At 75.4% G+C, this 13,861-nt stretch carries 11 protein-coding genes; 3 read left to right on the top strand and 8 right to left on the bottom strand.

The genetic code is table 11. The features are described from left to right. Positions 1-8: 8 nt before the first annotated feature. The 8 genes from J116_RS06365 to rimP all read right to left on the bottom strand — a co-directional run bounded on the left by J116_RS06365 (position 9) and on the right by rimP (position 11,497). A complete protein-coding gene (locus J116_RS06365; RefSeq protein WP_023586256.1) occupies positions 9-4,274 on the bottom strand; it encodes a hypothetical protein in 4,266 nt (1,421 codons plus the stop codon). 197 nt (positions 4,275-4,471) lie between these two features. Beyond that, on the bottom strand, positions 4,472-5,401 hold the full coding sequence (gene truB / locus J116_RS06370; protein WP_023586257.1) for a tRNA pseudouridine(55) synthase TruB: 930 nt from the start codon (positions 5,399-5,401) through the stop codon (positions 4,472-4,474). Beyond that, positions 5,398-5,904 carry a 30S ribosome-binding factor RbfA gene (gene rbfA, locus J116_RS06375; protein ID WP_023586258.1) on the bottom strand — a complete coding sequence of 169 codons (507 nt, stop codon included), beginning with the start codon at positions 5,902-5,904 and terminating at the stop codon, positions 5,398-5,400. Before rbfA ends, truB begins: the two co-directional genes overlap by 4 nt. Positions 5,905-5,931: 27 nt before the next feature. Continuing rightward, positions 5,932-6,225: a DUF503 domain-containing protein gene (locus J116_RS06380; protein ID WP_023586259.1), complete on the bottom strand. Its 294-nt coding sequence runs from the start codon at positions 6,223-6,225 to the stop codon at positions 5,932-5,934. Between the two features lie 157 nt (positions 6,226-6,382). After that, the gene (infB, locus tag J116_RS28350) at positions 6,383-9,451 is read right to left on the bottom strand and encodes a translation initiation factor IF-2 (protein WP_023586260.1); all 3,069 of its coding nucleotides are present in this window, start codon (positions 9,449-9,451) and stop codon (positions 6,383-6,385) included. Between the two features lie 150 nt (positions 9,452-9,601). Then, positions 9,602-9,880 (bottom strand): YlxR family protein, encoded by a 279-nt coding sequence (locus J116_RS06395; protein WP_023586261.1) that lies wholly within the window; start codon positions 9,878-9,880, stop codon positions 9,602-9,604. A 112-nt stretch (positions 9,881-9,992) separates the two neighbouring features. Next, complete coding sequence (gene nusA / locus J116_RS06400; RefSeq protein ID WP_023586262.1) at positions 9,993-10,994, bottom strand: transcription termination factor NusA; 1,002 nt, start codon at positions 10,992-10,994, stop codon at positions 9,993-9,995. Between the two features lie 2 nt (positions 10,995-10,996). Further along, positions 10,997-11,497, bottom strand: a complete 501-nt coding sequence (gene rimP, locus J116_RS06405) for a ribosome maturation factor RimP (protein ID WP_023586263.1) — start codon at positions 11,495-11,497, stop codon at positions 10,997-10,999. Positions 11,498-11,654: 157 nt separating this feature from the next. On the opposite strand from rimP, the gene J116_RS06410 reads away from it, so the two are divergent. From J116_RS06410 to J116_RS06420, 3 genes are read left to right on the top strand one after another with little or no spacing between them, the layout of a single operon-like run. Further along, entirely contained in the window at positions 11,655-12,371 is a 717-nt protein-coding gene (locus J116_RS06410) for a hypothetical protein (RefSeq protein WP_037946543.1), read from the top strand. Further along, the gene (locus J116_RS06415; RefSeq protein WP_023586265.1) at positions 12,368-12,784 is read left to right on the top strand and encodes a DUF4439 domain-containing protein; all 417 of its coding nucleotides are present in this window, start codon (positions 12,368-12,370) and stop codon (positions 12,782-12,784) included. Before J116_RS06410 ends, J116_RS06415 begins: the two co-directional genes overlap by 4 nt. A gap of 54 nt (positions 12,785-12,838) precedes the next feature. Beyond that, positions 12,839-13,762, top strand: a complete 924-nt coding sequence (locus J116_RS06420) for an aminoglycoside phosphotransferase family protein (RefSeq protein WP_023586266.1) — start codon at positions 12,839-12,841, stop codon at positions 13,760-13,762. The last annotated feature ends 99 nt before the right edge of the window (positions 13,763-13,861 follow it).

The raw sequence follows: 13,861 nt of genomic DNA on the forward strand, positions 1-13,861 counted from the left end.
TCAGTACGTCATGACCGATACGCAGGTCTAAGGGTGCCATGCCCGCATGGTTCGCCCCGCATCGGCATAGCGGTCGGTGCCCGCCCGGCCACAGCGGCGGCCCCCTCACCCGGCCCCGCCCCGGGCGCGGCGAGTCCCCGGACCGCGCGGCGGACGGCCGGTCCGGCGAGCCCCGCCCACCGCTCCGGTTCGGTGGCGAACCAGTCGCCGAGCCGCGCTGCGAAGCCCGGTGCCTCCCCGGCGAGTTCGGCCAGCACCCGGTCGAGCCGGGCGGCCCCCTCGGGCGTACGGGCGAGCAGCTCCCCGGCCCGCAGCACCAGGCCCCGGGCCCGGGCGTCCGAAGCCCCCGAGGCCCCCCGCGCAACGGCGCGCAGCAGCGCCTCCGGCACGGCGGGGCCGGGCTCCTCGTCGCGCTCCGCATCGAGGAGTACGTCGAGGAGCCGGGCGCGCGCGGCCCTCGACACGTCCGTGCCGGGCGCCGCGAGGACCGGGGCGAGTGCGGCGCGCACTTCGGCGGGGCGGCCCCGCAGCAGGTCCATGACCAGCGGGATGTGCGCGGTGTGGGCGGCCGGGCCCTGTTCCAGGCGACGGTCGATGTAGGCGGCGGCGTGCACGGCGCCCTCGGGACGGCGGTCGGCGTACTCGCGGACGAGGGCGGCGGCCCGGCGGACCAGGGCCGGGGCGTGCACCTCGGCCAGGGCGTCCAGAACGTCGCGGGCCGCGCCGTGGTCGCCGCTGTGCAGCCGGGTGCGGAAGGCTGCCAGGACCGGCTCGGCGTGGGTGGTGAGCGCGGCCGTCAGCGAACGGGCGCGCAACCCCAGGTCGCCTGCCCGGAACAGCGCGAGTGCCTGTGGCAGGTGCTGGGCGCGGCCGCGCGGGTCGCGGACGAGGACGGTGAGGGCCGCGCCGTGCAGCGACCGGTCGCCGGGGCGGGCGAGCAGGGCGAGCGCGGCGAACCGGAGCAGCTCCCGGTCGGTGTCCGCGGTGACGCGGGCGGCGAGGAGCGGCCCGTACGTGGCTGCGGCGACGCGGCGGGCGGGGCGCGCGTCGTCGTGGGCCCAGCGATCGACGGCGCGGCACAGGGCCGCGGGGTCGTCGTCGACGAGGCCGGTGAGGAGTTCGTCGGCGCGGGGGTGGGCGGTGGTGACGAGGGCCTCGCACAGGTCGTCCACGGCGAGGTCGCGGTGGGTGCGGAGCAGTGCCTGGGCGACCCCGGCGACGGTGGGCCGGACAGGGGAGCCGGGCTGGGCGGGCAGCGGCCGCTCGTCGGTGAACCACCGGCACAGCAGCGGCTGTACGCCGCGCGGGTCGGCGGCCAGGTGCCGGGCGACGGCCGCGAGGTAGCCGGAGGGCCTCGTGGTGCCGGGCCGGGCGGGGCGCGGGACGTCGGCGGGCAGGACGCGGCGCAGCAGGTCCAGGCGCTCGTCCTCGCCGAGGCGCAGCCGCTCCCAGAAGGACGGCCCGTACGCGTCGGGGTCACCGGCGGCGGGCCGGGTGGTCAGGCGCGCGGCGAGCAGCCGCAGGACGCCGGTGTACGGGCGGGCGTCCTCCACGCCCAGCAGGGTGTCCCTCAGCAGCCGCCCGGCCCACCACTCGGCGTCGGCGGGCCCGGGCTCGCGCCGCAGCAGCCGCTCAAGGCGCCGCGCGAGCGCCCCGGTCCCCCGGCCGCGCTCCAGCAGCAGCAACGCCCGTACGACGAGGCCCACCCGGTGCGCGGGCACCCCGGCGGCGCGCGGGACCGGCCGTTCCGCGTGCGGCGCCCCGGCCGTACCGGGTTCGGCGGGGTGCCCGTGCGGGATGGCGGCCGGGTTCCCGGACGGGGCGCTGGGCGGTGCCTGCACGACCCGGTCGTACGGAAGCACCCGCCCCGGCACGGCGGACAGCCCCGGCAGCTCGTCGGAACGGGACCGGACAGCGGGGCCGGACGCAGCCGGCCAGGGCGGTACGACCCGCCCGGGCACGGCGGCAGCCTGCGCGCCCCCGCCGGTCCCGGGCGGCACGGCGTACCCGGCAGCGGCACCTTCCCCGGGCGGCACGGCATACCCGGGGCGCGAGCCGTACTCGACGACGGACGACCGGCCCGGCCCAACCGGGTGCGCGGGCGCGGCGGCGACGGGCGCGGCGGCCACGGGCCCTGCGGGGACCGGCCCGGCCGCGTGGGCAGGGGGCCGGGTGGCCGGGCCCGGTGTGACCGCCATGGGCGGGGCCTCCTGTACGGGCGTTCCGCCCGCGGGCAGGGCCGCGGGGGCCGGACCGGCGGGCGGGAGCGCCCGCGCGGTCCCACCGGCCGGGAGGACGAGGGGCGCTCCGGCTGGGCGGGCCGTCCTGGCCGCCGCACCCCTCGGAGCCGTACCGGGGAGGTGGTCCGGCGGGGCGGTCGCCTCGTGGCGGGTGAGCACCAGGGCGTCCAGGGCCGCGTCCACGTCGAGGTGGACGGCCTGGAGCCACTCCCCGAACTCCTCGTCGGCGAACCGGTATCCCGTGCCCGCCGCGACCAGCAGGCCCTCCGCGAGCACGGCCGACGCCCAGCGGGTGTCCCCGGGGAACAGCTCCTCGAACGCGGCCCGGTCCAGGGCGCCGTGGCCGGGCCCCAGGCAGCGCCGCGCCGCCTCGTGGACGCGCCCCGCGACCCGCGCGGCCAGGCCCCGCACCCCCGCCTCCGACAGCGCGGGACGGCACCCGGAGGCGATCCGCTGGGCGACCCGCAGGCACAGCAGGTTCAGGTGGGCGGCGAACAGATCGGCCCGCCCCGCACCCGGGGGTACGGCGCCGGGCACGGCCGCCCGCAGGTCCGCCAGGAGCCGCAGTGCCAGCGGGTGACGGGCGTCCGCCGCCGCGAGCGCCCCGGGGAGCAGCCCGTACCGGGCGTGGGCCTCCTCGGCCTCCTCGCGGGTCAGGTCCCCGACGGGCACGGCGGCAGGGGCGGACGTCCCGGCCCCGCACAGCGGACCGGGCCCGTAGAGCGCGTCCGTCGGGTACAGGGGCCCGGCCGTCTCCCAGTACGCGGGCCCGCAGGCGAGCGCGAGCCGTACGCCGTGCTGCCGCAGCCAGCCGACCGTCTCGGAGGTCCAGAGCGGCAGACGGTCCGTCAGGGGCGGCGGCGCCTCCTCGGGCGCGTCGAGCACGACGAGCAGCGGCCGTCGCGCGTGCCGGGCGATCCGGGCGACGCGCCCGGCCAGGGCGGCCGGGTGGGGCTGCGGGTACGCGCCGCGGACTCCCCCGGCGGGCGCGGTGGTCCGGCCGGCCCGGTCCAGTACGCGCCCCACGGCATCCGCCAGGGAGGCGTCATCGGGCCTCAGGTCGGCGCCGCGCAGCCACAGCGTCGGCTCGGGTACGGAACCGGTGGCGCGGCGGCGGGCGAGTGCGGCCAGCGCGGTGGTGCGCCCGGTACCCGGCTCCCCCACGAGCGCGCAGACGAGGGGCCCGCCCGTCCCGTACGGTCCCGAGGACGCCCCGCCCGGTCCCAGGGGCGCCGCGCACCGCCCGGAGGACGACGCCGCGTACCGCCCGGACGCCGCGGGCCCGCTCCCCGCCGGCCGGGTGTAGAGGGCCAGGTGGTGGGCGATCGTCGGGCGGTGGACCGTGTGGGCGGGGCGGAGCGGGGGGTGGGTGAGGGCGGTGAGCTGGAGGGTGCCCGCGAGGTTGAGGTCGGGGCCGTGGGCGGGCACGGTGGCGGCGTTGCGGCGGAGGAGGGCCGCGAGGGGGCCTGCCGGGTCTCGGGCGGCGGCCACCGCTAGGGGCACCGCGAGGGCGGCGGGGTGGTCGGTGCGCAGGGTGGTGGCCACGACCGCGAGGACCGCGCCCGTGGCCGCGTCCAGCACCGGTCCGCCGCCCGCTTCGCCGCCCGGCCACAGGGCCTCGCGGCCCTCGGTGCCGATGGCCAGCTCGACGGCGTCACCGACCGGGTGGGGGCCGTCGCCGCCGGGGTATGCCGCCCGGGTGGTGCCGAGGACCCGCGCCTCGCGCCAGCCGTGGGCTTCGATCCGTACGTACGTTCCCGTCGCGACCGTGCGAGAGGCGAGGGGCAGGGGGCGCACGCCGAGCCCCTCGGCGCGGATGAGCGCGAGGGCGTCGCCGGGGAGGGCGGTGACGGCGTCGGCGCTCACCGCGCGGGCGCGGCCGTCGGGCGCGACCAGCACGACCCGGTCCAGGCCGTCGACGGTTTCATGGCTGGTCACGACCGTGCCGAGATGGTCGGCGACGAAGCCGGCGCCCCGCGTCCGGCCCGCCTGATCACAGATGCGCACCAGTGTCGCCCGGTCCTGTCGTCCCATGGATCGACCGTAGGACCGGGCGTGTCGGGGCGGAAAACGCGGGCCGCGTACGCGCCCCCGAATGCCCCCGGGTTCACTCCGAGCGCCCGTCCAAGTGGGTGAATAGGCATTCTTGTGCGGACAGAGACATGGTCGGAGGGGGATCGTGGAGCGGGCCCGGGCGACCGGCCCGCTCCACGATGTGCCGGGTGCGTCCGTCAGCCGAAGACGGCGACGCTCTTGGCCTTGCCGCCGCGCTCCTCAACGAGGGCCAGGAAGCGGTCCTCTGGGCCGAAGACGGCGACGGGGCCCTTCTCGTAGGCGGGCATGTCGATGCGTACGCCGTTGAGGAGGAGCTTCGCGCGCCGCTCGTCCACGTCCCAGCGCGGGAAGGCGGCGGCGGCCGCCTCGGCGATGGGCATGACCGTGAGCTGCTCCTGGAGCTGGTCCAGGGTGCGCGCGGTGTCGAGCTTGTACGGGCCGACGCGGGTGCGGCGCAGCGCGGTGAGGTGCCCGCCCACCCCGAGGTCGGCGCCGACGTCACGGGCGAGCGCCCGGATGTACGTACCGGACGAGCAGACGACGGAGACGACGAGGTCCACCACGGGGGTGCCGTCCTCGGCGACGGCGTCGCGCATGTCGTACACGGTGAACTGGGAGACGGTCACCGGGCGGGCCGGGATGTCGAACTCCTCGCCGCCGCGCACGCGCGCGTAGGACCGCTTTCCGTCGATCTTGATGGCGCTGACCTTCGACGGCACCTGCATGATGTCGCCGGTCAGCTTCGCCACGGCTGCGTCCACGGCCTCGCGGCTCACCCGGGACGCGTCGGTGGACGAGGTGATCTCGCCCTCGGCGTCGTCGGTGATCGTGTTCTGGCCGAGCCGGATGGTGCCCAGGTACTCCTTCTCGGTCAGCGCGAGGTGGCCGAGGAGCTTGGTGGCCTTCTCGACGCCGAGGACGAGAACGCCGGTGGCCATCGGGTCGAGCGTGCCGGCGTGGCCGACGCGCCGGGTGCGGGCTATGCCGCGCATCTTGGCGACGACGTCGTGGGAGGTGAACCCGGACGGCTTGTCCACGATGACGAGGCCGTCGCGGGGGCCCCTCCCGGCGTCGGCCGGGAGGGGCGTACGTGCGGTGTCGCTCATCGGGCGCCGGTGCCGTCCTCGTCGTCGTCCGCCCCGGCGTCGTCCGCCGCGGCCACGTCGGCCTCGTCGGTCTCGTCGTCGTCCTCGCCGGGCTTGCGGTACGGGTCGGCTTCGCCCGCGTACGTCTTGCCGGTGGACACCTGGCGTACCTCGGCGTCCTTGGCGCGCGCCTTGTCGAGGAGGTCCTCGATGGTGCGGGCGTTGTCGGGCAGGGCGTCCGGGACGAACGTCAGCGTCGGCGTGAAGCGGACGCCGGTCTGCCTGCCGACCTCGGAGCGCAGGATGCCCTTCGCGGACTCCAGCGCGGCCGCGGAGGCCGCGCGCTCCTCCTCGTCACCGTAGACCGTGTAGAAGACCGTGGCCTCTCGCAGGTCGCCGGTGACGCGGGCGTCCGTGATGGTCACGAACCCCAGCCGCGGATCTTTGATTCGCCGGTCCAGGGTCTCCGCGACCACGACCTGGATGCGATCGGCCAGCTTGCGGGCCCGCGCGTTGTCGGCCACCGGTCCGTCTCCTCTTCCGTCTTGCGTTCACTCTTCATCGGTGTGGACGCGCCGCCGTACGGACAGCAGCTCCACCTCGGGCCGGGCGGCGACGAGCCGCTCGCACCGGTCCAGTACCCCTGTGAGATGCCCGACGTCCCCGGAAACCATCGCGACGCCGATCTCGGCCCTGCGATGGAGGTTCTGGTTGCCGGTCTCCGCCACACTCACCGCGAATTTCCGCTGGAGTTCGGCGACGATCGGCCGGACGACGGAGCGCTTCTCCTTCAGCGACCGTACGTCGCCGAGGAGCAGATCGAAGGACAGCGTCCCCACATACATGCACAGTCCGGATGTCCCGCCGGTTCGGGTTCGATGGGTCCCCGCCGTGCACCGGCGGGGACCTTCGAACCGTACACGCAGCGGCCGGGGCCGATCGACGGAAATTCCTTCCGCCGACCGGCCCCGGCTTCCGCTGCGTGGCGTCGCGTCGGCTGGGTCAGCCGCGCGGCTTCTCGCGCATCTCGTACGTCGCGATGACGTCGTCGACCTTGATGTCGTTGAAGTTTCCGAGGTTGATACCGCCCTCGAAGCCTTCGCGGATCTCGGTGACGTCGTCCTTGAAGCGACGCAGACCCTCGATGTTGAGGTTCTCCGCGACGACCTTGCCGTCGCGCAGGAGGCGCGCCTTGGTGTTGCGCTTGACCACACCGGACCGGATGAGGACACCGGCGATGTTGCCCAGCTTGGACGAGCGGAAGACCTCGCGGATCTCCGCCGTGCCGAGCTCGACCTCTTCGTACTCCGGCTTGAGGAGACCCTTGAGGGCCGCCTCGATCTCCTCGATGGCCTGGTAGATCACCGAGTAGTAGCGGACGTCGACGCCCTCGCGCTCCGCCATCTGCGCGGCACGGCCGGCCGCGCGGACGTTGAAGCCGATGACGATGGCGTCGGAGCCCATCGCCAGGTCGATGTCGGACTCGGTGACCGCACCCACACCGCGGTGCAGGACCCGGATGTCCACCTCTTCGCCGACGTCGAGCTGGAGCAGCGAGGACTCGAGAGCCTCCACCGAACCGGACGCGTCGCCCTTGATGATGAGGTTGAGTTCCTGGATCTGACCGGCCTTGAGCACCTTGTCGAGGTCCTCGAGGGACACCCGGCGGACGCGCTTGGCGAAGGCGGCGTTGCGCTCACGCGCGGCGCGCTTCTCGGCGATCTGGCGGGCCGTGCGGTCCTCGTCCACGACGAGGAAGTTGTCGCCGGCGCCCGGGACGTTGGTGAGACCCAGGACCAGGACGGGAGTCGAAGGAGTGGCCTCCTCGACGTTGTTGCCCTTGTCGTCGAGCATCGCGCGGACACGGCCGTACGCGTCGCCGACCACCATCGTGTCGCCGACCCGCAGGGTGCCTCGCTGGACCAGGACGGTCGCGACGGCGCCGCGGCCGCGGTCGAGGTGGGACTCGATCGCGATGCCCTGCGCGTCCTGCTCCGGGTTGGCCCGCAGGTCGAGCGAGGCGTCCGCCGTGAGGATCACGGCCTCCAGCAGGGAGTCGATGTTCAGACCCTGCTTGGCGGAGATGTCGACGAACATCGTGTCGCCGCCGTACTCCTCGGCGACCAGGCCGTACTCGGTGAGCTGGCCGCGCACCTTGGTCGGGTCGGCGCCCTCGACGTCGATCTTGTTGACCGCGACCACGATCGGCACGTCGGCCGCCTTGGCGTGGTTCAGCGCCTCGATCGTCTGGGGCATCACACCGTCGTTCGCCGCCACCACGAGGATCGCGATGTCGGTGGACTTGGCACCACGGGCACGCATGGCGGTGAACGCCTCGTGACCCGGGGTGTCGATGAAGGTGATGCGACGCTCTTCGTCGTTGACCTCGGTCGTGACCTGGTAGGCACCGATGTGCTGGGTGATGCCACCGGCCTCGCCCGCGACGACGTTCGTCTTGCGGATGGCGTCGAGCAGGCGGGTCTTTCCGTGGTCCACGTGACCCATGACGGTGACGACCGGCGGACGCGGAGCGAGGTACTCCTCGCCGCCCTCGTTCTCGCCCCACTCGAGGTCGAAGGACTCGAGCAGCTCGCGGTCCTCCTCCTCCGGCGAGACGATCTGAACCGTGTAGTTCATCTCGTCGCCGAGGAGCTGCAGCGTCTCGTCGGAGACGGACTGCGTGGCCGTGACCATCTCGCCGAGGTTCATCATGACCGCGACGAGCGACGCCGGGTTGGCGTTGATCTTCTCCGCGAAGTCGGTGAGGGACGCACCGCGCGACAGGCGAACGGTCTCGCCGTTGCCGCGAGGCAGCATCACGCCGCCTACGGACGGGGCCTGCATGGCCTCGTACTCCTGGCGCCTCTGACGCTTCGACTTGCGACCGCGACGGGCGGGACCGCCCGGACGGCCGAACGCGCCCTGCGTGCCACCACGGCCGCCGGGGCCGCCGGGACGGCCGGCGAAGCCGGGACGACCGCCGCCGAAGCCGCCGCCGCCACCCGGAGCACCGGGACGGCCACCGCCGCCACCGCCGCCACCGGGACGGCCGGCGAAGCCGCCGCCACCGCCGGGACGGCCGGCGAAGCCGCCGCCACCGCCGGGACGGCCACCGGGGCCACCCGGGCGTCCACCGGTCGCGGGACCGCGGCCACCGGGGCCGGGACGCGGACCGGCAGCGGGACGCTGCGGCATCATGCCCGGGTTCGGGCGGTTACCGGCGGGGCCGCCACCCGGGCGCGGGGCCTGGGGACGCGGCATGGATCCGGGAGTGGGGCGCGGGCCGCCGGGGCCCGCCTGCGGACGCGGACCGGCCTGGCCGGGGGTCTGCGGACGCGGGCCGCCGGGAGCACCCGGGGCGCCGGGACGCGGGGCACCGCCCGGACGGGGCGCCTGCGGGCGCGCCATGCCGGTGGAGCCACCAGAGGTGAACGGGTTGTTGCCCGGACGAGGACCGGCCGGACGGGCACCGCCCGGACGGGGGGCCTGCTGGCCGCCGGGGCGCGGGGCGCCCTGGCGGCCGCCGCCCTGCTGGCCGCTGCCGGCCTGCGGACGAGCGGCGGGACGGGGGCCGGGGGTCGCACCGGGCCGGGGACCGGCGGCGGGAGCCGACGGGGGCGCGGTGAACTCGGGCTTCGTCGGGGCCGGGGCCGCCGGGGCCGGCTTGGCGGCCGGGGCGGGCTTGGGACCCGGGGTGGGCCGCGGGCCGGGGGCCGGCGCCGCGGGCTTCTCGGCGGCCGCGGGCTTCGGCGCGGGGGCGCCGGGCTTCGGGGCGGCCGGACGGCCTGCCTGCGCCGGGGACGGCGCGGCGGGCTTGCTGGGCTGGGGGGTGCCGCCGTCGCGCTTGGCGGGGGCGGCGGGGGCGGCCTTGCGGGGCGCGCCAGGCTTGGCAGCGGACTTGCCGGCGGAGCCGGGTCCCTGCAAAGCGTCGGTCAGCTTACGGACAACCGGCGCCTCGATCGTCGAGGACGCCGAACGCACGAATTCACCGAGTTCCTGGAGCTTGGCCATGACGACCTTGCTCTCCACACCGAACTCCTTGGCGAGTTCGTATACCCGGACCTTAGCCACTTCGCTCCTTTGAGGTCCGGTGTACCGCCGGACCGTCGCTACTTCATGGGCGTACTCATCGCGTACTCATCGAGTGCTCATCGCAATCTCGACCTACTTCCACTCGCGAGGTACCTGACCGCACGGGCTCTCCCCGTGCCGTACTTCTTCTTACGGTGTCGCCTGCTCGACGTAGTGGCGGATGTCCGCGGTGTCGAGCGGACCCTGGACCCGGAGGGACCGGGGGAACGCCCGGCGGCGGACCGCCAGATCGAGACAGGACTGGACGGGATGCACATAGGCACCCCGACCGGGCAGCGTACCGCGTGGATCGGGGGCGCACTCACCCTCGACCGCCACGATCCGCAGCAGATCGCTCTTGGCCGCCCGCTCCCGGCATCCCACACAGGTTCGCTCAGGGCATGCGCGGGCATGCGTCCGGCCAGACACGATTAAGTCTACCTCCCCGCACCGACCTCACCCCTTTGGGGCAAGAATCGAACGGTTGTTGTCGTGATCCGGTCGTGGTCTCGCTGTGGCACAACGTGACCACGAGGAGACTCTATTCCCCGGCGGGCGGCGCCGTCTGCTCGGTATCCGGGCGGATGTCGATGCGCCAGCCGGTGAGGCGGGCGGCGAGGCGGGCGTTCTGGCCCTCCTTGCCGATCGCCAGGGACAGCTGGTAGTCCGGCACGGTGACCCGCGCGGACCGGGCGGCGAGGTCCACGATCTCGACCTTGGAGACCCGCGCCGGGGACAGCGCGTTCGCCACCATGTCGGCCGGGTCGTCCGACCAGTCCACGATGTCGATCTTCTCGCCGAGCAGTTCGGCCATGACGTTGCGCACACGGCCGCCCATCGGGCCGATGCAGGCGCCCTTGGCGTTGAGCCCGGACCGCGTGGACCGGACGGCGATCTTCGTGCGGTGACCGGCCTCGCGGGCGATCGCGGCGATCTCGACGGAACCGTCGGCGATCTCCGGGACCTCCAGCGCGAACAGCTTCTTCACGAGGTTGGGGTGGGTGCGCGAGAGGGTGACGGACGGGCCGCGCACCCCCTTGGCGACGCGCACGACGTAGGTGCGCAGGCGCAGTCCGTGGGTGTACTCCTCGCCGGGGACCTGCTCCTGGACGGGGAGGATGGCCTCCAGCTTGTCATCCAGCTTCACCAGGACGTTCTTGGGGTCCTTGCCCTGCTGGACGACACCGGCGACGATGTCGCCCTCGCGGCGCGCGTACTCGCCGAACGTCATGTCGTTCTCGGCGTCGCGCAGCCGCTGCTGGATGACCTGGCGGGCGGTGGTCGCCGCGATGCGGCCGAAGTCCGACGGGGTGTCGTCGAACTCCTTGGGCTCCTGCCCCTCCTCCAGGTCGGCCGGGTCCTCCTTCGCCCACACCGTCACATGACCGGTCTGCCGGTCCAGCACGGCACGGGCGTGGCGGCGGGCTCCCTCGGTGCGGTGGTAGGCGATGAGGAGGGCCGATTCGATCGCCTCGACCAGCAGCTCGAAGGGGATCTCCTTCTCTTGTGCCAAGCCCTTAAGGAGCTTCACATCGATGTCCACGGCTACGCCTCCTCCTCTTCCTTCTTGTCCTTGCGGTTGAACTCGATCTCCACACGCGCCTTGGCGATCTCGGGGAACTCCACGCGCCGGGCGGTGGCCTTGCGGCCCTTCACACCCGGTACCTCCAAATCCAGCCCTTCCTCGTCCACGGCGAGGACGCGGGCGACGAGGTCGCCGCCCTCGCGCAGCTGGAACTTCACGAGGCGGCCGGTGGCACGTACGAAGTGGCGGTGCTCGGTGAGGGGGCGGTCGGCGCCGGGCGAACTCACCTCGAGGACGTACTCGCCCTCGCCCATCGCGTCCGTCTCGTCGAGCTTCTCGGAGATGGCGCGGCTCAGCTCGGCGCAGGCGTCGAGTTCCACGCCGTCGTCCGAGTCGACGATGACCCTCAGCTCCCTGCGGCGGCCCACCCGGGACACCTCGATCTCTTCCAGATCCAGCTGCCTGGCGGTGACCAGCGGTTCAAGCAGCCCGCGCAGCCTCTCGCTCTGGGTGGTGCTCATCCGGGTGACTCCTCGGCCGCGTGTGCTGTTGTGGGTTTCGTCGCGTGTCAGACCAAAGGGTATCCGGTCCCGGGGGGTGTTGCCGTCCACCCCGGGCCGACCCGCGGGTACGCTCGCCTGCGGTGATCTTCGATTGATGTACCCGAAGGAGTGACGCGTGAGGCGCACGGGGCTGACGCGGAGACGTGCGCTCGCCGTGGCCGCGACGGCCGCCGGAGTGCCCGCGGTACTGGCCGGATGCTCCGGTTCCGACTCGGGCGGGGGCGAGCGCGGCGGTGGGCCGCGCCCTTCGGCCGCCGAGTCGGCCCGCCGCGCCGAGGTGGCTCTGCGCCGCAGGTCGGCGGGGGTGAGCGGGGTACTCCTGGCGGGTTACGACGAGGTGCTGGGCGCCCATCCGGCGCTGGGCGCGCGACTGTCCCCGCTCCGCGAGGCGACGGCCCGGCACGTGGCGGCGCTGGCGCCCTCCGGTGAGGGCGGGAGGGGCGCGGCGAGCCCTGGAGCGGCGGCGCCGACGGCTCCCGGTCCTTCCGGGGCGGTGACCTCGACGGCTTCGGCGGATTCCGGGGCGGTGGCCCCGACGGCTTCGGCCGCTGCTGGTCCGGCGGGGCCGACGGCTGGCTCCGCGTCCGGGCCGGTGGCGCCTGACCGGGCCGGTACGGCGTCTGCGGGCTCCGGGGGCGGGGCGTTCCCCCGGGGCGTACCGGCCGAGCCGGGGGCCGCGCTCGGGGAGCTGGCCGCGCTGGCGTCCCGTACCGCCGCCGCGCACACCGCCGCCCTGGCCGGCGCGCCTCCGGAGCTGGCCCGGCTGCTGGCGTCGGTCGCCGCGGCGGGGGCGGCGCACGCGTACCTGCTGGGCGAGGGAGGCGGGGCATGAGCGCCCTGGAGGCCGCGCAGGCGGTGCTGGCGGCGGAACACGCGGCCGTGTACGGGTACGGCGTCGTCGGCGCCCGGGTCGGTGCGGCTCGCCGGGCGGAGGCCGGGGCGGGCCACGCGGCGCACCGGGCCCGGCGGGACGCGACGGCCCGGACGGTGCGGGACCTGGGGGGCGCGCCCGCGGTGTCGGCGCCCGCGTACGCGCTGCCGTTCCCGGTGGCCGACGAGGACGCGGCGGTGCGGCTCGCGGCGGTGCTGGAGGACCGGGTGGCGGGCGCGTACGCCGATCTCGTACGGGCCTCCGGGGGCGTGCTGCGCCGGGACGCGGCGGCCGCCCTGCGCGAGGCGGCGGTGCGGGCCGTCCGCTGGCGGGGCAGCGGCGTAGCCTTTCCTGGGCTCGCCGAGCGACCGTGAGCCCCGCTCCCCCGCGCGGCTCGCGCCGCAGTACCGGAAGGTGACCCCGCACGTATGGCCCACGCCGCTGACGCCCCCCTGTCCGAACCGCCGCGCCGCCTGGTGCGGGCGCTCGGCGAGACGTACGGCGAGGCCGCCGCGGGCGCGTGGCTCGGCGGGCTGCCGGACACCGCGCGCCGGGCGCTGACCGCGCGGGGCGCGACCGCCGAACGGGTGATGGAGCCGGGCGGGCGCAGCAGTGTTGTGGCCCTGGTGCGGCGCGCCGACGGCGAGCCTGCCGTACTGAAGCTGGCGCCGCCCTTCGCCGCGCCCGGTCTGGAGCGGGAGGCGCTGGCCCACTGGAACGGCTGGGGCGCGGTGCGGCTGCTGGACGACGTGGAGGACGCGCCGGGCCTGCTGCTGGAGCGGCTGAAGCCGGATGTGTCGCTGCGGTCCCTGCCCGAGGCGAAGGCGCTGCTGGAGGCGGCCGGTACGGTACGGCGGCTGTGGGTGGAGCCGCCGGAGGGGCACGGGTTCGATTCGGTGGCCGACCGGACGGCGCGGATGGCGGAGGCGATGGCCGCGTACCGGGCCGACGAGGCGGTGGGCGCCCTGGTGGCGGCCGCGCTGGAGGCCCGTGAGGCGCTGGTGGCGGACGCGCCGGAGGCGCTGCTGCTGCACGGCTGCTTCCGGCAGGGCAAGGTGCTGGCCGGTGACCGGGCGCCGTGGCTGGCGGTGGGCCCCGAGCCGGTGGTGGGCGAGCGGGCGTACGACCTGGCGCGGCTGGTGCGGGACCGGGTCGAGGACCTGGTGGCGGAGGCGTCCGGGGCGGCGGCGGCACGGCGCCGGGTGAAGAAGCTGGCGGACTCGCTGGACGTGGACGCGGAGCGGCTGCGGGGGTGGACGCTGTTCCGGGCGGTCGAGTCCGGGACGCGGGCGCTGGCGGCCGGGCGTGGGCGCGAGGCGGAGCCGCTGCTGGAGTTCGCGGGCTGGCTCTGAGGGCGTCGGACTCGCAGGCGCCCGACTGGCGGGCGCGAGGTTCGCAGGCGCCGGGTTCGCAGGCGCCGGGTTCGCAGGCGCGGGGTTCGCAGGCGTTGG

This window comes from Streptomyces thermolilacinus SPC6, from assembly GCF_000478605.2.
GTDB lineage: Bacteria > Actinomycetota > Actinomycetes > Streptomycetales > Streptomycetaceae > Streptomyces > Streptomyces thermolilacinus.